This window comes from Butyrivibrio sp. FC2001, assembly GCF_000424125.1.
Taxonomy (GTDB): domain Bacteria; phylum Bacillota; class Clostridia; order Lachnospirales; family Lachnospiraceae; genus Butyrivibrio.
The window spans coordinates 245,263-263,796 of record NZ_AUJH01000004.1 but is presented as its reverse complement, the minus strand read 5'-3'; the positions used below and the strand labels follow the sequence as shown (position 1 = coordinate 263,796).

At 42.5% G+C, this 18,534-nt stretch carries 15 protein-coding genes; 2 read left to right on the top strand and 13 right to left on the bottom strand.

Translation table 11 applies throughout. From position 1 onward, the window contains the following. Nucleotides 1–180: 180 nt before the first annotated feature. A complete protein-coding gene (locus tag G601_RS0103230) occupies nt 181–2,439 on the top strand; it encodes an ABC transporter substrate-binding protein (protein WP_026664462.1) in 2,259 nt (752 codons plus the stop codon). A gap of 82 nt (nt 2,440–2,521) precedes the next feature. Here the strand turns inward: G601_RS0103230 and G601_RS0103225 are convergent, their stop codons facing one another. From G601_RS0103225 to G601_RS24635, 10 genes are all read right to left on the bottom strand, one after another. Next, nucleotides 2,522–3,514, bottom strand: a complete 993-nt coding sequence (locus G601_RS0103225; RefSeq protein WP_026491841.1) for a hypothetical protein — start codon at nt 3,512–3,514, stop codon at nt 2,522–2,524. Nucleotides 3,515–3,726: 212 nt separating this feature from the next. After that, entirely contained in the window at nt 3,727–5,154 is a 1,428-nt protein-coding gene (locus tag G601_RS21730) for a carbon starvation CstA family protein (protein WP_051205535.1), read from the bottom strand. A 497-nt stretch (nt 5,155–5,651) separates the two neighbouring features. After that, complete coding sequence (locus G601_RS0103215; protein WP_026491840.1) at nt 5,652–6,017, bottom strand: TIGR04076 family protein; 366 nt, start codon at nt 6,015–6,017, stop codon at nt 5,652–5,654. Beyond that, nucleotides 6,001–6,774 (bottom strand): hypothetical protein, encoded by a 774-nt coding sequence (locus tag G601_RS24640; protein WP_051200901.1) that lies wholly within the window; start codon nt 6,772–6,774, stop codon nt 6,001–6,003. Before G601_RS24640 ends, G601_RS0103215 begins: the two co-directional genes overlap by 17 nt. Next, the gene (locus G601_RS0103205; RefSeq protein ID WP_026664461.1) at nt 6,771–7,262 is read right to left on the bottom strand and encodes an NAD(P)H-dependent oxidoreductase; all 492 of its coding nucleotides are present in this window, start codon (nt 7,260–7,262) and stop codon (nt 6,771–6,773) included. Before G601_RS0103205 ends, G601_RS24640 begins: the two co-directional genes overlap by 4 nt. A 172-nt stretch (nt 7,263–7,434) precedes the next feature. Further along, nucleotides 7,435–8,550, bottom strand: a complete 1,116-nt coding sequence (locus G601_RS0103200; RefSeq protein ID WP_026664460.1) for a 5-methyltetrahydropteroyltriglutamate--homocysteine S-methyltransferase — start codon at nt 8,548–8,550, stop codon at nt 7,435–7,437. 91 nt (nt 8,551–8,641) lie between these two features. Continuing rightward, nucleotides 8,642–9,547 carry a LysR family transcriptional regulator gene (locus G601_RS0103195; protein ID WP_026664459.1) on the bottom strand — a complete coding sequence of 302 codons (906 nt, stop codon included), beginning with the start codon at nt 9,545–9,547 and terminating at the stop codon, nt 8,642–8,644. Nucleotides 9,548–9,562: 15 nt separating this feature from the next. Further along, nucleotides 9,563–10,705 (bottom strand): glycerate kinase family protein, encoded by a 1,143-nt coding sequence (locus G601_RS0103190; RefSeq protein ID WP_026664458.1) that lies wholly within the window; start codon nt 10,703–10,705, stop codon nt 9,563–9,565. Between the two features lie 63 nt (nt 10,706–10,768). Next, nucleotides 10,769–12,115 carry a serpin family protein gene (locus G601_RS0103185; protein ID WP_026664457.1) on the bottom strand — a complete coding sequence of 449 codons (1,347 nt, stop codon included), beginning with the start codon at nt 12,113–12,115 and terminating at the stop codon, nt 10,769–10,771. 85 nt (nt 12,116–12,200) lie between these two features. Beyond that, nucleotides 12,201–13,334, bottom strand: a complete 1,134-nt coding sequence (locus G601_RS24635; protein ID WP_081673375.1) for a helix-turn-helix transcriptional regulator — start codon at nt 13,332–13,334, stop codon at nt 12,201–12,203. Nucleotides 13,335–13,682: 348 nt separating this feature from the next. Between G601_RS24635 and G601_RS0103175 the strand changes: the two genes are divergently transcribed. Continuing rightward, on the top strand, nt 13,683–14,579 hold the full coding sequence (locus tag G601_RS0103175; RefSeq protein WP_035790231.1) for an alpha-hydroxy-acid oxidizing protein: 897 nt from the start codon (nt 13,683–13,685) through the stop codon (nt 14,577–14,579). On the opposite strand, the gene G601_RS21715 is transcribed toward G601_RS0103175, so the two are convergent. From G601_RS21715 to G601_RS0103155, 3 genes are all read right to left on the bottom strand, one after another. After that, on the bottom strand, nt 14,580–15,602 hold the full coding sequence (locus G601_RS21715) for a lysozyme inhibitor LprI family protein (protein ID WP_207638010.1): 1,023 nt from the start codon (nt 15,600–15,602) through the stop codon (nt 14,580–14,582). It lies immediately after the preceding gene. A 5-nt stretch (nt 15,603–15,607) separates the two neighbouring features. Further along, nucleotides 15,608–16,684, bottom strand: a complete 1,077-nt coding sequence (locus tag G601_RS0103165) for a zinc finger Ran-binding domain-containing protein (protein ID WP_026664455.1) — start codon at nt 16,682–16,684, stop codon at nt 15,608–15,610. Nucleotides 16,685–17,009: 325 nt separating this feature from the next. Then, nucleotides 17,010–18,350: an MATE family efflux transporter gene (locus tag G601_RS0103155; protein ID WP_026491832.1), complete on the bottom strand. Its 1,341-nt coding sequence runs from the start codon at nt 18,348–18,350 to the stop codon at nt 17,010–17,012. Between the last annotated feature and the right edge of the window lie 184 nt (nt 18,351–18,534).

The window sequence follows — 18,534 nt, the reverse complement described above, 5'->3', positions numbered from 1 at the left end:
CGTTTTTTGCGAAAATATCCCCTCATACTTAATGATACAACATTTCGTTATTCGATAATCTTAAATATGTATAAACAGAGCTAATATCCGTAAATGAACGGCAGTTGACAATTATCTCCGTTTATGCTACAAGTGTACTAGTTCATCTAGTACACGTAACACGCAATTAAGGAGATAGTTATGAAAAAAGAGAATTTGTTCAGAGTAATAGCCATATTCATGTGTTCCGCGGTCTTTTTATGTGCATGTGGAAAAAAGAATGACGCATCGGTTATCAGTACCAGTCCGGCAACTGCAGAAGCTGATAAAGAGCATATCTATAACCTTGAGAATATCGAGCTTCCTATCACCGGGAAATACAGCATAAACTACATGGACAGAGGAAAGGATTACCTCTTCCTTGTTGCCAACATGTATGAGACAGAGAACGTGGACAGACAGCTATTCAAGGTGTCACTGTCAACCGGAGAGGTCTCCGAGATTCCTTTTGTTCTTGGAGAAAATGAGGACATAGACAATTTAGCCGGTGATCAGAATGACAATGTCTATATTTTTAAAGTTGAAAATAGCGAAGAATCCGATGGTAAAAAGAAAGGTTCAATCGTAAAGCTTTCCTCTGAAGGGGAACCGATCTGGGAAGCTCCGCTGACAGAGGAGGACCTAAATAATTACGTCCAGTCAGTAGCTTACCTTAAGGATAAAGGAATAATGACCTGCGCCGAGGGTAACATTTCCCTCTATGACGAGAATACAGGTGAAGGCCGTGTTGTTATTAAGAAGGATAACGGCGAAGAATATTATTACGGATCACTTTTGGCCTCCAAGACTGGCGATGTATATCTGTCAGAGGATGATTCCAGTGACGATAATAGATATCGTGTTAAAAAATACAATCCGGAAAAAATGGAGTTTGATGAGGAGTTTTTGCTTCCTAATGGTGTTTATGGCAGCAATATATATCCCGGAGAATCCTACGATTTTTACTACGAGGACTATGCCAAAATCGTAGCCTTCAACTTGGGGGATGAGGAAACAACCCTTGTATGTGACTACACATCCTCTGATATCCTCTCCTGCTACATGAATTATATCTGTGAAGCGCCTGATGGAACCTTTTATATAGTTAATCGTGATGACAACGGCGACTCAGCCCTTGGATGCATGACCAAGGTTAACGCGTCTGATGTAAAGGACAAGGAAACACTGACTCTGGGCGTAGTCTATGTACCTGATTCTGTCAGAAGTCAGGTCGTGAAGTTCAATAAAAAGAGCGATAAATACAAGATTCAGATAATCGATTATGGTGAATCCTTAACTGAGGATACTGTAGCAGCATATGATGAGGTTTTAAAGCGCATAGGTCTCGATCTCACCCAGGGCTGCGGTCCGGACATGCTTGTCGTTGATTTCGATATGCCCCTCGAGAGCTATGTGGAAAAAGGTGCTATCGAGCCATTGGATTCATATTTTGATAACGATCCAGAGCTCAATACCCAGGACTTTTTACAGAATATACTGGACTCCACAAGGATTGATGGCAAGATGTACTCTATCCTTCCACTTTATGGAATCGACACCTGTGTTGTATCAAAGGATGTCGTAGGCGATCAGACAGTAACCCTCTCAAATTATGAGAACATTTGTAAGAGCAATGGCATGGATCCCCAGCTGGGAATGGGCTCTCAGACCAGAGAGATGGCTGTATCCCTGTACTCCACCATCGGCAATACCTTTGTCGATTACGCACAGGGCACCTGCAACTTCGATTCCGATGACTTCATAAGCTTTTTGCAGTTTGTAAAGCAGTTCCCTGCTACTTCCGAGGAAACAGGCTTTGAGTATGAAGATTTTGAAACCTTTTACAGAGAAAAGAAGTCGTTACTATATGAGTACTTCCTCACTTCCTTTGAAGATTATCAGGTCCTGAAAAAGGGATACTTTGGAACAGATGTGGAATTCAACGGCTTCCCCACTGCAGATGGCGGAAAGTCCTTCATCAGACCCTTTGTCAGACTGGCGATGAATCACGATTCCAAGAACAAAGAGGCTGCCTGGGAGTTCATGAGATCCTTTATACTGGATGATTATCAGAATAATGTTGAATGGGGCTTACCCATAAGACGAAGCGCGCTTGATGCACTTGCTGCCAAGGCTCAGGAAAAACCCTACTATATCGATGAAGATGGCAAAAAGGTAGAAGGTGGTAGTGTTTGGGGTATAGGTGATATTGAAGTTGAGATAACCGAGCTCTCCAAGGAAGAAACTCAGCAGGTTGTAGATTTTATTGAATCGGTTACAGATATCGAGAGCTATGAGTTGAAGGTAAACGACATTATTTCCGAAGAAGCCGGCGCCTTTTATGAAGACCAGAAATCAGCCCAGGAAGTTGCGGATGTAATCCAAAGCAGAGTTTCTTTATATCTTAGTGAGAATTTTTAAACAGAATATCCATTGCTTTTCCCATAATAACCAAATAGGACTGTGGCAATCATGCCACAGTCCTATATTTTTGCTCTCTATTTTACTTTGCCCAGTCCGCGTCAGATATTCTGCACATATCGGTATTAATAACCTTTTCGGTTTTTCCCGTTTGGGTATCATAGACATAAACCCATGAATTCTTCAGCATTTGTCTTAAGTAATACATAATATATCTGCCATCCTCTGAAACCTTCACATTATAATTTCCCTGGCCCCATAACTTATCAGGATTTGCCTCAGTTAAAAGCGCAGTATACCTTTTGGTTTCAAGATCATATTTCATGATTTTTCCATCTCCGATAAAGATGATGGACTTTTCATCAGGCGACAGCGCCAGATCATAAAACTTATTTATTGTTACATCGATGACTGTAGCCCTTCCCAAAGGAATATTAAACCAGTACAGATTTCTCCTTATTTTTCCATCATGATAACCCGTACCGAAAAAATAGGCATTCCTCTCATCAGCTGTAAAAACCATTTTGCTTAACAGTAAATCATTTGAACCCTCAGCATTTCCGACTTTTTTATAGGTGTCTTCATCGGGAATGTACTTATATATATTTCCTCCATTTGAATAATAGATAGCCGTTTTATCCGGGTTATAACAATACCTGGATACATGTATTTCTTCGCCGGTATCGGTATCAATGAACTTATAGGATTCATCCTGCGCATCCTCTTCACTGACTTCACTGATCTTCTCATAGGTATTACTGCTACTGTCCCAGCGACCGTTCACCACTTTGGTTTCTTTATTATTTACAGTCTTTGTTCCTGTGAAAACTATATCCGGATATCGTCCCAGAGCTTTCTGACGAGCGCTTTCCTTAAAATGATATATCCCAACAGAAGCCGCTATCACAAGCGCAATTCCCAGGAGAGTCCATTTCAAATATTTCCCCTTGAACCATTTGCTTCTTGCCAGCAAAATGATAATCCATGTAAGGATGGCAATACCGCCGGAAATCAACATTGCCGGAAGTAAAATCTGAAAGAAAAACGCTACAATATGGAAATCAATTAACATCATGACCCCGTTCCCCCTAACTTTTTTCTTGGATATTATATATAGTAACACCCCAGACCACGCTTTTAAAAGTGCAGGCTGGGGTGTTTAACAGTCAGTATTTTGTCTTATTTACTGAAACTTCGCAGTTACCTGAGAATTACAATGCTGCATGAGTGAAAGCAGCTTACTAGACTGTCGCATGCTTATATCTCCCGTAATATTTTTCAGTCTTTTTAATTCTTGTTAACGCTCTTCTTATTATACGCGATAACGTGGTAAAAATAGAAAACAAAAAATGCAAAGGCAGTAACTACTCCCGTATTATAACCAATAGCTGCGCTTAATCCGAGCCCCTCATCTGCCATAAATATGTAGGTTACGCTTACCGCTGTCATGAAGGTAGCAGGAAGCGCGGTAAGAAGGCTGGCTAATTTATTTTTGTTTTCTCTAAGCAGATATGCTGTTGCGACCCAGAGTGATATCATCGCCAGAGTCTGATTACTCCATGAAAAATATCTCCAGAGAACATTGAAATCAAGCTGGGTCAGGAAGCCTCCAAGTCCCAGCAAGGGTAAGGTGATGTCGAGACGGCATCTTATCTTCTTTTGATCCAGTTTGGTTATCTCAGCAAGAATAAGTCTGGCAGAGCGGAACGCAGTATCACCTGATGTAATAGGACATGCTACAACTCCTACAATCGCCAGTACTCCTCCAACCTTTCCAAGTAATCCGGTCGCAATATCATAAACCACTCCGGACTGCCCCATCTCTGAAATAGCAGCCTGAAGCCCACCGGTTGTTCCATAAAAGGCCACGCCGCCTGCAGCCCAGATAAGGGCAATTACAGCTTCTGAGAGCATGGCTCCATAGAACACTTTTCGTCCGTGCTTTTCAGAGGTTATGCACTTAGCCACCAGTGGCGACTGCGTTGAATGAAAGCCCGAAATAGCGCCACAGGCAACCGTTACAAACATAAACGGCCAGACCGGAAGCCCCTCCGGGTGCAGATTCTGAAATGTTATTTCCGGAATTTTATACCCACCTACGATAATTCCGCCCATGATGCCTACTGCCATGATAATGAGCATTACTCCAAAGACCGGATAGATTTTACCGATTATTTTATCAATAGGGAACATGGTCGCAAGAACATAATAACCAAGGATCACAATATACCAGAACGGATTGCCAAACATAGGCGGTGTCAGCTTTGTAAGGAGAGCCGCCGGGGAAGTGACAAATACCGTTCCTGTAAGAACAAGCAGAACAATAGAGAAAATACGCATACTCCACTTTGCGAAGGTTCCCAGATAAATACCGCTCAGATTAGCGATCGACGCACCATTATTTCTCTCGGAGATCATTCCGCTCATGTAATCATGAACTCCACCACCAAGAACTGATCCGAATATTATCCATAGGAAAACCACCGGCCCAAAGCACGCTCCCATAAGCGCACCGAAAATCGGCCCCGTGCCGGCAATATTAAGAAGCTGCACCAGAAATACCTTCCAGGTGGGCATCGGAATGAAATCCACACCATCCTTCTTCGCGTAAGCCGGTGTTTCCCTGTCATCAGGCTTAAATACTTTTTCTACTATATGTCCGTACACAAAATATCCAATAATGAGCACCACAAAAGACAAAAGTAAAGAAATCATATATCCCTCCTACAGGTGGGTGTCCCTGTTTTGCTGTTGCCTGCCTTTTCATGTGCATTGCGCACATCCTTTAGGTATTGCAGTATAGTATTATTTTATCATTTTGCGTTTATTTCTTTTGTAAAAAAAGTATAAAGACTATGCTGTGGGGAGAAGGATTTTGGAGACTAAATATTGTTTGGGGGCAAATTTTGATCAAATTATGTCTGGGGATTCCTGAATTCCTGCAGTGATGGTCTTTGGGCTTTGGGCTTTGGGCTTTACTAGATATTTTTATCAAATTATGAAAAGTCAAGTAGCCAAAAATGTCCTTCTGGTAGAATTTCCGCGACATTACTATCATCCATAGATTTTTCACGTAGAAAATGTCCCTACGGAGGCATCGATTAAGCGACTTTTGCTCAGATATAGAAAAGACACGTAGTGAAGGGCTTAAAATGAGCCAAAAACTACGTGTCATATATTGAAATTCAAAGCTGGGTCAAGTAGATACCAGCTTATACTGTCTCATCGGGATAACTCCAAAACTTACCCTTATAGAAGTTCTCGTTACCCAAAGGTTTAGCTGTCAGTTTGAACATTACGCAGCCATCGGGGCAGACTACAGTTTTGCTATACTTGCCGTCGCCACCCACATTTTCGAGGTCTCCCCCACTTCTAACAGCTTCCATCAGCGGAAAGAGCATCATCATGGTCTTGGAGCAGATGCCATAACCATCCTTATTAACGGGACAACCATAGGTGCATTTGTAAACATCACCGATTTCTTCACCGTTTCGGCAATAATGCTCAGTAGTGTCACCATGTAGGAATCCTGTCACTTCAACTGTGAATTCATATTCTTCGTCATACCACTTTTTCATATTCCTTATAACCTCCTTCATCAGGTTTTTTCTTTGAAAACCATCCGCGGAATATACCGCCCTTTATGATGGAAACAACTGTGAAAAACATATCTGCTCCAAGGATGAACAAGAATGAAGGAAGCATTATTCTTGTATAATGCTTTCCATATTCCTTTCTGCGATTGATGCAGGTTGCAATCCAAATATCAAACGTTATGATTCCACAACCAAAGAACAGGGCCTCTGCCACGTCTTTAAGCAGATTTGTAAGAATACCGTTGTCTAGAAAGTTCCCTGTTCTGATGCCTGTAAGCAGAAGATTCAATATCGCGAGTGCGAAAATCACAACAATCATGATACGCATCACGTTCATCATGACTCCACCGCCTATTCCCAGGCCGCCGCACCACTTTATTCCGCACCTTATGCAAAAGTTCTCCATGATCTGCATAAGCGGCTCATTTTGTCTGCCTTCAATGAAGCCGTTATTTGCGATAACATATACATTGATTTCAGGATTGAGATTTTTACACCAGGTCTCCATCTTTTTCAGAAAAGGAAGTACATGTGAAGGGACACCGTCTACGTATAACGGCATTGTAAATACTACTGCATCCGCGTCCTCAAGCTCCTTTAAAATATTGTCGTAGTCCGCTTTTGTGCGAAGCTTCATCATCTTTTTGCTTCCAAAAACGAAAAGACCTGTCATGGCAGCTACAAAACCTGATGCTGAAAGTCTTTTCTTAGGACTGCAATCTATAAAAACCGTCTTCATATCTTAGATACCTCCAGAGCAGTGATATCAGGCACAAATTCTAGCTCGGCAGACTGATATCCATGATTTAAACGGTTTCTCTCGACCATCAATTTCCACGTACTTTTCTCATTATCATTGATATCGCCGTAGACTATTACCTTAAAAACGCCCTTTTTGCCATACCTGAGAGCATGATGCATCTCCCATCCGCGATAGGTGCTCATAGGTGTCGAAGCTCCAATAGCCCTGTCCAGTATGTTCTTAACTGCTGTGCTGTAGCCGCCGTAATAATTCTCAGTTATCAGCACCAGATCATCTGTCTGTCCGATAACCCTGCATATCTGGTGCAGGGAGTCCTTCATACCGCAGGTCGCAGGATGTCTGGTCCAACAATCAAAGCATCCCTGACAGGGTGCATATTTCCCATCAGCCCATATAACATCTGAAAATCGAGCACTAACCCTATTATGGAAGTTCTCATCAAGATCGTGGATTACTATTTTCATGCTTCTCCTCTTTCCTCACCATTTTCCAAACAATTTTTGCCTTTATAATTCATTTTTCTATATTTATAGTATCACACAAAGAAAGCAGTTCCTTCTGTTTTCACAGATAATGAACTGCTTTACACTGAATTGGCCTCAGAACCAGTCGTATAAAAAACCTGTTTTCAATTTTTTAATTCCACACCTCTTCCGCTATTTCTTTTACCAGTCTGAGCTTCGCCCACTGCTCTTCTTCAGTAAGCTTATTGCCAATCTCACAGGATGCGAAGCCGCATTGCGGGCTTAAGCACAGTCTCTCAAGCGGAATATACTGCGCAGCCTCCCTGATTCTGGCAATGACGGCCTCTTTATCCTCAAGTTCCGGTGTCTTAGTTGTGATAAGTCCAAGCACAACCTTCTTATCCTCTGAAACCTTTCCAAGTGGAAGAAATCCCCCGGAGCGCTCGTCATCATATTCAAGGAAAAGGGCATCCACGTTCTCTTGCGCGAAAACATAGTCTGCCACCGTATCGTATGCTCCACTCGTAAAATACGCAGAGTTATAATTTCCCCTGCAGATATGGGATGTGATTATCATATCATCAGGTTTTGCTTCCAAAGCGAGATTATTTACCTTCAAAAGCTGCGCCTTAACTTCCTCAAGATCAATTCCCAATGCCTTATATCTCTGCTTTGCAGCATCTCCAACTATCGCACCCCATGTGCAGTCATCCAGCTGAAGATTCCTGCAGCCTGCATCATAGAACTGCTTTATGACATCCTGATATGCTTTACCTATATCCTCAATGAGCTCCTCATTTGTAGGATAGAATTTCCTTGTGGTTTCATAATTAGCAGGTATGATCATCTGCTGGAATGTCTGAGCAGGAGCCGGTATAGTGTATTTTGCAACCGTATTTTCATCCTCGAACTGTTTTAGGAATTTAAAATACTCAACAAAAGGATGCTTCTTTGCTTTAATCTTACCGACTAAATATGTATCATCAAGCACCGCAAGAACTCCGTTGAACTGCACTCCCTTGCCTGTGTGCTCATGCTCCACTCCTTCAAATCCCCACATAAAATCAAGATGCCAGAAGGTTCTCCTGAACTCTCCGTCTGTGATTACATGAAAACCAAGCTCCTTCTGCTTCGCTACGACTTTTGTGATTTCCTCATCGATAACCCTGTCCAGTTCTTCCTTGGTTATCTTTCCTGCCTGGAATGCCTCTTTGGCGTCCTTAAGTGCCTGCGGTCTTAAAAAGCTGCCCACAAAATCGTATCTATACGGTGTAATTATTCTGCTCATAAAAATATCCTCCATTCGTCTCTCATGAAGGGTATTCTATCAATCATTATTTATACCAGCTAATACTTTTAATGCTGGTTTCTCCATAGTTTCAACCTATGGAGAGATGCTTTTTAAGTGCTGCAATATATGAATCTGCGTATCTGCTTAGTATGGCATTCTTCTTTTTCAATATACCAATATGCATATCCCTATCGATATCAAGTGGTTGGGCTATGATACTACTGCCATTAAGCTTCCGATCGATAATTCCGCTGCTTACGGTAAAGCCATTTAAACCAATAACAAGGTTGAAAAGTGTTGCCCTGTCTCGAACCTGGATGATTTTCGGGAAATCCAGAACGCTGACAAACTCCTCTGCAAAATAGAAAGAATTACGATTCCCCTGCTCATATACAAGATAGGGATACGACTTAAGGTCATCCATTTTTATCATATTTTTCTTTGCCAGGGGATGGTCTTTACATATGAAAACATGCGGCCCGGAGACGAGTAGTTCTTCATATACAAGGTTATTCTTTTTTATGAGCTTGCTGAGAATCTCTTCGTTGTGCTGCGAAAGATAGATTACTCCAAGCTCGCTCTTCCCGCTTGCCACATCGTCTATGATCTCGCCGGTCTGAGTCTCCCTGATTATGAAGCTGTATTGATCTGCATCGTATGCCTTGATCAAATCCACAAATGCCTTTACTGCAAAGGAATAGTGCTGACAGGAAACAGAAAACTTAGGGCTCATTCCTCCGCCGGCTCCGAAATGCTCCTTCATATTGTCTGCCTGTTCCAGGAGCTGTCTTGCAAACGAAAGCAGCTCCTCACCCTCCCTTGTTGCAACAACGCCCTTATTAGAGCGCACAAAGGCTGTGATGCCCATCTCTTTTTCAAGATTGTGTATTGCTGTGCTAAGGCTGGGCTGTGAAATGAACAGTCTTTCAGCTGCCTCCGTAATATTCCCACATTCTGCCACCGTAGTAAGATATGTCAGTTGTTGTAATGTCATCAGTCTGTTCCTTTTCTATGCATTTTTTGTAGCATATATCAGTCTCAATGCCTGCTCCGCTGTATCTGCGATATTTTTCATCGCATTATCCTTATCCATTGCTTCCTCCAGTGAGCAAACTCTCCGAAGTGCCGGGAAAAACGCATCAATTCCCTGCTGGTTACACCTTCCTGCATCAGCTGTCACTGCACCGGCAATTGCTATGACCGGTTTTCCATACTTTTTGGCAAGCTTTGCGACACCAGCAGGAGCTTTGCCCATAGAGGTCTGGGCATCCAGCATGCCTTCACCGGTGACAACAAGGTCTGCATCTTTTATGTAATCCTCAAGGGCGGTTTCCCTGAGTATGATATCGATTCCGCTTTCGAGATTGGCTCCAAGAAATGTCCTAAGTGCAAATCCCATCCCGCCTGCAGCTCCGCTACCCGGTATGTCAGAATCAGCATCAGGAATTACCTCCTTCGCCAAGGCCGCATAGTTACCAAGCCACTTATCCATATCTTCTATCATCCTGCTGTCCGCACCCTTCTGTGGACCGAAAACTGCACTGCAGCCGTTATCGCCGCAAAGAGGATTGGTCACATCACAGGCTACCTGAAAATCGCACTCTGCAAGCGTGGGACATGCATTATCGCAGGAAATAGTCTTTAAATCCTTAAGTCCCGCTGCACCGTGGGCGATCCTTTTTCCCTCAGAATCAAGAAAATCAAAGCCAAGAGCGGTCAGCATCCCGACTCCTCCATCATTAGTAGCGCTACCGCCTATACCTATTATGAATTTCCTGCAGCCCTTATTTATCGCATCAAGAATGACTTCACCAACGCCATAGGTTGTTGTATTTAGCGGATTTCTCTGCTCATTAGAAACAAGTGTTATTCCTGCAGCGCCGCTCATCTCTATTACTGCGACATTCCCGGGGATAATCCCGTATCTGCAGCATACTTTTTCCATCAGTGGACCTGTGACAGATACATCTTCAAAATCCCCTCCTGTACCTGTAACAAGGGCATATACGGTACCCTCGCCCCCATCCGCCAGCGGACGAACTATGGTTTCGACGTCTCCGCTCACTCTCGAAAAGCCTTCTTTGGCTGCATTTCCAGCCTCAATTGAAGAAACACTCCCTTTAAAAGAATCAAAAGCCGTTACAATTTTCATAACTCCCCAACACCCTTCTTCTCACGTCAATATTAAGCTTAATATTATAAGTCCAACTCTTCTTTACTCCACTATCTGTCCGCAGAACAAAACTTCCGTATCGCCCTCTCCACCGCAAATATAGAACTTGAAAGGATGATCTGCTACAAATTCCTTAGGTTCCTTTTCTATCGGGCTGCATCCATCAACCATCATAATGGCTGTTGCAGCTGCAGCTTCAAGGCCGTCCTCATCAACCTTTATCTTTGTTTTCTGAATGATATCTGAAATCATCCACTGAGTGTCGGGACACATTACTGAAAAATCAGCATCCACATCAAATGCGAGCTTCACGCCTCTTCCCTTAAGGAAATCTATAAACTCATTCTGACTAAAGGAGCTTTCCGTCTCGAATTTAGGAAGCTTTACGATAACGTCCTCGTAAGAGGCCTTTTTCATAGCTTCCTGAACATTACCTACGTCTCCGAGTACGAACACTGCTTCCACGCCGCCATTTAGAGGAAGAACAACAAGCTTTCCCTTTGTATCCTCATAGAATCTGAATCTCTCCTGCTGATTCATGAATTCCTTTTCTACTTTTTCACCCTTTACAGTTGTAAATGTGTCGGAGCTGGTTGAATACTTATCAAAACTGCTCACCCATGAGCTCTTAAGGTAAAGAGTATTTATCAGTACCGCATTTACATTTGACAGATCATTGGAAATTGAAGGTATAAGTCCATTCGTTCCATCATTTACCCACTGATTTACCTTCTCTGTTATCTTTTTGGAGTTTACATCATAAGCCTTAGCACCATAGTTCTTCTCTACATACTTTACATACTCCTTACCGAACTTTCCGTTGCGGTCAGTATTGTGCCAGATGGAATTCAGCATAACGAGTGATCCTTCAGGCTTTTTCGCATCCTCAGGGAACCATTCCTGGTTCTGCTTGAATTCCTTAACGTCTGCAGCGATATCTGCATCAAAATCATCAATTATCTGTGAAACAGACGCATACCATGCATTTACTTCATCCATGTCGATAAAGCCCATCGCATGTATCAGTTCGTCCTTGGTTTTTGTGTCCGCGCCTGCTACAGCGAGCGCCAGAGCTGCCCTGAAGGACGTAGGCGAAACCATGTAGTTTTCTTCTGCAAAGCCTGCTGATTCAACAAATTCCATAAGAGCCTTGTCAAAGTCAGCTGTTGCCTCAGTGTTTACCATAACAGATGTATTCTTTTTATTTTCAGTATCATTCCCAGCTTCAGAAAGAGGTGTATCCTCTTCCTGAATGGAAACCTTCTGCACCATCTCATCTCCCGTATGCGCCAATAAGCTGGAATTACTCATAGCCGCACAACCTGTGAGCATTGAAGCTGTTAGTACAGAGCATATTGTCATGTTTTTTATGCTTATCATCTTTTTCATAATGTTCATCTCCCTTTATCACTAAAAGTGCCTTATACCTTATATACAGATGAACCTTGGATAATGTTGCAAAAATTTTAAACTTTTATCTCTGATTTCCTAAAAGCTCTCGTTCTTCATCCCCCGGCGTATACTCGCACCAGATATCATCCTTGAAGTGGAAGCTGTAAATTGAGAATTCATTCAAAGTAGAACCCTTGATAACATATGAAGCTTTGTCCTTTTTTAAATAATCCAGGTGTGCGGCAAGACTTGCATTTGTCACATCGGGATAGGACAGATATACGTAAATAATCTCGTTGTCAGCATCGTCAATAAGGGCGTATTCATAGACATTTTTATAACCGTCCGAAGTCACATACGCCGGAAAATTGTAACTGTCCGCATCGTATTTTACCTCACCGATATGGTAATCGCTGTCCTCAAAATCTGTATCAAAAACCGTGCAGGTTATCTCTGACAGTCGCTTTACTTCACTGTCAAAATCCTCATCTGAATAAATAGCTGTAAGAAAAATGCTTCCGTCCGTATCAAAAAGTCCTGTTTTCATGGAAGATTCGAACTCTGTAGTAAGAGCATTTTCCGTATCATCCGGAAAAACAAAAAGTCCGCTATCCAGGTCTCCGCTGTAGGTTTCAAGGAAATAGTTTTTATCATAGTTTTCTATTCCGGTTTTCTTATCAAAAGGCTTTGAGGAATCGTAAATACCAATCACCACAATAAGCGCACTCATGATCATATATCGCACGCTTATAATAATGAGGACAAGAACTACCACTTTTATAACAAAGCCTTTTTTCTTCACGAGATTACTTAATATACCGTTTGCATAGAGCGTCGTTATGGCTAGTGCCACAAGACCCAAAAATGTCAGTGCAATGGCAAAGCTTCTTGTTAGATTTGGCTCATAATTTATGCACTGAAGTACTATGGCTATAGTCAGCAGGATTGTTCCAATTAAACTGATCGCTCTTACCCATTTAAAAAGCTTGCCCTTTTCGGTGCCGGCATAATCCGCCATCTTTTCGGCAACCTCTTTTACTTCTTCATTCATCATCTCGCTTTTTCTCTCTCCTTCAATGAGTTCTCTAACATCTACATCATAGAAATCCGCAATCTCAACCAGAAGAGAAATATCCGGTAGATTGGTTCCGTTTTCCCATCTGGATATAGTTCTTGTGCTTACATTAAAAACGTTAGCAAGCTGTTCTTGTGTCATTTGTTTTTCGTGTCTTAATTGCTTAAAAAATAAGCCAGCTTTTTTCTGATCCAATCTTTAGTTTTTCCTCCTCTCTCAGGATAGTCAGAGTATAAAAAATCTGTCCTCTAAGTACCACGACACAAAGCGAGAAATGCCGTATTTACCTACCGGACACAATATGTCAGGTTCCATTTTTATATCCCCAACCTCCAAATAAAAGATTAAACAAAAATATCCCTAAGAACAATACTACCAAAAAATGAAATATGACATATCAAATATTGAGTAGGAATAGTCTCATATGACTGCTAAGATTTATTTATCATTCTTTTACATAAAACATGAATTATCTTAAGGAGGTACTTGATGGCTTATACAAGACTATCTGATGCAAATGAAATCACTGAAAGATACATGGATTCCATACTTATTGAAGAGAGGCTGATCGATTCAGTTAAAGCTGATATCAGCACAACTCTGTTTGGCGAGAGCTTTTCAATGCCCGTACTTACACCGGCATTTTCCCATCTGAAAAGCTTTAATGGCAGAGAATTAAGCGGTCTTGAGGAGTATTCCTTAGCAGCAAAAGAAAGTAACATCCTGAATTTCTGTGGAATGATGGAAAACGATATGTTCCAGAAAATAATAGATACCGGTGCAAAAACCGTAAGAATAGTAAAGCCCTATGCAGATAACGGAAAAGTTCGCGATCAGTTCCAGTTCGCAGAGGAAGCGGGCGCTTTCGGAATCGGCATGGATATCGACCATATCTTTGGTCCTGATGGTTATGATGTTGTTGTCGGCGAAGAAATGGCGCCTCAGACATCTGATATGCTGCGCTCTTATGTCGAATCTACAAAGCTTCCTTTCATCGTCAAAGGAGTGTTAAGCGTACAGGACGCCCTCAAATGCGCAGAAATCGGTGCAAAGGGTATTATCGTGAGTCACCATCACGGTCGTCTTCCCTATGCAGTTCCGCCGATGATGATTCTTCCTGACATCAAAGAAGCTTTGAAGGATAAAGATATCACCATAATTGTAGACTGCGGTATCGCAAGTGGCGCAGATGTATATAAAGCACTCGCTCTTGGCGCAGATGCTGCAGCTGTAGGCAGATCCATGATGCCATCCCTTGAAAAGGATGGTACTCCCGGCGTCGTAAAATTCCTTGAAGGAATCGGTAGTGAGCTCCGGTATATCATGAGTAACACAGGCTTTTCAAAGCTATCTGACATCGACGATTCTGCTTTATACGAATACTGATCAGTATACTATCGGGAATTCAAATTTATCTCCTGCTGCAACAATGCTGGTAGCGTCAGCCTCAGTAACTTCAAAGGTTGCACCGGCGTTGCTGCAGGTGATGATTCCTGTTACCAGACCATCTTCCGAGGTGAACTTGAGAGTTCCATCAGATTCTTCTGTTACGGGTCCTTTAAGATCTCCAAGTCTATACAGAGTTATAGCTGCCTCGCAGTCTGATTCCCATCCGCTTCGAACGGCAAGAATGCTGTATACTTCACCTGTTCCCTCATCATCAATATAGGAACCAAGGAATTCCTTCTCAGGATAGCTATATGATGAACCTGAGGCTTCTGCAAGAATAGATGCCAGATAATAGCATCTTCTCTTAGTAGCATCTTCCATATAACCATTGTAAAGAATAGGATAAATACTTCCGCCCTCTTCACTTGGCCCGTTAAACTGGGTAGCCGCGTCACCAAGCATAGCATCCCAGTTTTTCTGTTCAGTCTCTAAGCGGGTTTTGGTGTCCTCATCGACAGCATCACAGGTTCGAACCAGCAAATTAGCCAGTTCTGCCTGCCAAACCTGATAGTACCATTTTGATGCCACATTCATCTCATACTGTGTCTGGTCAGGATCTCTACGCTTCGTAATCACTTCATGGATATCGTCCATAGCTGCGAACTCTTCTTCAAGAGAACCTGCCTGGCGAACTGCATTATCTACAGCTGCTGCAATCTCTGCATAGTAGTCTTTATCATAGTCAAACTGTGTATCTTCATCGCAGATGCTAACAACACCGTCGGTACTGACTTCAGCCTCATCTGCCTTATCAACCTCTTCACCGGCTTCAGCTTCCTGAACTACTTCTTCTTTTACCTCTTCCTTTACTTCTTCAATCTCCTTATTCCAATTCTCAGTAGCTTCCGGAAGCTCTTCTACTATCTCCTCAGATTCAGGCACATTCTTCTGTGAAGAGCAGCCTGCAGCCGCCATCGTCATGATAAGCATCGCCCCAACAAATAAGTTCCCTTTTTTCATGTTTTTCAAGTATCCCATCCCGTTAATTCCTCTCCTTCTAAAGTAAGTATTATAGTTTGTCCCTCTTTTATTTCCTTCCACCATGACTCCTGAATATCATAAGTCACGGTTTTTTCCTTATCTTTCCCAAATGACCGGTAATGCAATACGCCACTCATTGTGTACTTAGTAGAGCGACCTGATTCCCTTTCCTTCTCACTCAGCTCCGGTTCTGGCCAGTATGGATTTTTATCCTTCCCGGAAGTGGTCTCTGACCGTTCATATTCCCATCTGTCTATATCGTAATAATATCGGGTGTCATATATCGGTTCCTGCCTGTAAACCGGCTCATCCTCCGTGTAATACTCAGTAGTATAATCCGGTACATAATTTTCATGCTCTGTAAATGTTCCATCTCCATTATCTGAGTAGCTGGTCTCATAATGGCCGCCCGACTCAACCTGCCTGGACTTTGTCACACTTTCATAATGATCCAGGACCGATTCATAGCTCCGGATCTCTGTAGCAGTATATGCCAGCCGGGCTCCATTCGGAAGATACCAGTCCGATTCCCGGAAGGTCTTGTATTCATCAATATCAATTGTGTTTTCCCAGGCCATCTCCTGGACATCAAAAGTGTATTCCCTCGGCTTATTGACATAAGATGAAATTAGATTCGAAATGATTATAGTAAGTACGATTCCTGCCGCAATCCATATCCATAAGGGAAGATGCCTTTTTTTATCCGAAAATGACTGGTTTTCAGCCTTATTCGTTTGTGCGCTTTGCCCTGTATTTACTGCAGGCTTTGGCTTAGGCTCTTTAAGAGAAAAATAATCATCCTTGCTTTCCGCTTTGGGCGCGCCACAGTTTTCGCAGCTTGTTCTACCTGCTGAGTTCAGCGCTCCGCAGTATTCGCAGTACCAGTCAGCTCCTACTACCTTGTGTCCGTGAACATACTTAACTTCTCCGGATTTCATATAGAATTTCGTTTCCTTACCACGCTGTCTTCCGCAGTTTGGACAATCGTATGTCGTTCCGGGAATGCCGGTACTCCCACAGGAAGGGCAGTCCCAATACCCCATTACTATCTTGTCTGCCATCAATATTTCTCCACAACTTTTACTTTTTCGAAACCTCCTCAAGAGCCTTCAGCGCCGCCCTCAGGGGATGATCCTCACCAAGCGGTTTTCCTGCATCCTCCTCAGCCTTGTCTATGAGCTTCTGCTTCCCATTTACCATATCCTTTATAATCGCAAGCTGAGCACTGGAAAATCCATTGTCTATATCAGACAGAATTATGTTTTCTATAAGCTCCAGCGGCTTTTCATCAATGCCAAAAGAGATAAGGACGCAACCATCGCCCTTACCTTAGATTTTGTAAAAAACGTAGACATGATTTGTTTTCCCCCTCAAAAAACGTCTTTGTTAATTATAATTCAATTTCTTCTTTAAATAAAACAGACATCCGAAGCACATGATTATCTGCATTACCGTTGAACAAGGCGTCGCAAGTCCTATGTAGAAAAGCGAAACCGGATCCTGCTTACTCATAATGTATGAAACCGGAATCCTCACAAGGAAAGCTCCGATTATACCCTGAACCATAACAAACTTCGTATATTCCATGCCATTGAAAAAGCCAATGAAGCAGAACAGGAAGCATGTAAACAGGCAGTCGATAGCATAGGCCTTCAGATAATCCCAGGAGGCTGCAATTACGTCCGTGTCGTTAGCAAAAATGCCTGACAACAGATCTCCATGGAAAAATCCCGCGTAGAACATAACTATTGCAACGATAAATGAAACACCTATGGCATATCTTAGGCCCTTGAAGGCTCTGTCGAATTTGCCCGCACCACGATTCTGTGATACGAATGCCGACATGGACTGCGCAAACGCTGACGGTATGAGCATTATGAAGCCGCATACCTTCTGGGCAACTCCCACTCCCGCTGACGCCACAAGTCCAAGTGAATTAACAATTGCCAGTATTACAAGGAAGGATATTCCAACCAGGAAATCCTGCAGCGCAATGGGTGTACCGATAAAGAGGATTTTAGCGATATGCTCCTTACGAAGCACAAAGCACTTCCTGCTTATGGTAAACGGAAGAGTTTTCCTTTTTATCATAACTAATGAAATCGCAACACTGATAAACTGCGCAGCTACTGTTGCTATCGCTGCACCCTTCGTGCCCATACCAAAACCGGCAACCAGAGCAAGGTCTCCCACAATATTGAAAATGCAGGCAATAAGCACGGTTATAAGCGGTGTCATGGAATCACCAAGTCCCCTGAAAATACTACCGATAAGGTTGTATGAGATGATTACGATGATGCCAAGTCCGCATATTCTGATGTATGAAACAGTAAGATCAAAGGCCTCTGCAGGCGCATTCATAAGGGATGCAAGCCCCGGCGCAAACACGGGAATAAGCAACGTTAATGCGATTCCTATGGTGAAAAACAGCATAATACCGTTAGCAACTATTTCGCCGCCCTCTTCTGCTTTTTTCTCACCTATCTTCTGGCCCAGGAATACTGTCATACCCATGGAAAGTGCACTCACAAAATTAGTGAGTGTCATCATGATCTGTGAACCCGTTGAAACACCGGAAACATCTGCAGCGGCAGCGAATTTTCCTACTATCATAAGGTCAACTGCACCGTACAGAGACTGCAGAAACAGTGCAAAAAGCACAGGTATGGCAAATTTTAAAAGCGGTCCAAGTATAGGACCTTCAGTGAAATTGTTTTGTTTACTCATTTTTCCCCATATTTCAGCTCCCCTATTATTTCCCCCATTTTTCTATAATACCACAACATTCAATAGGTATAGTTCTGTTATAATTATTTTCTCTATATATCTATATGAACTACCTTGCTATCATAACAATTGTAAAAGCGCTTTGACACGTAACAGAAACTTATTACTGGCAAAAAAGGGGTAC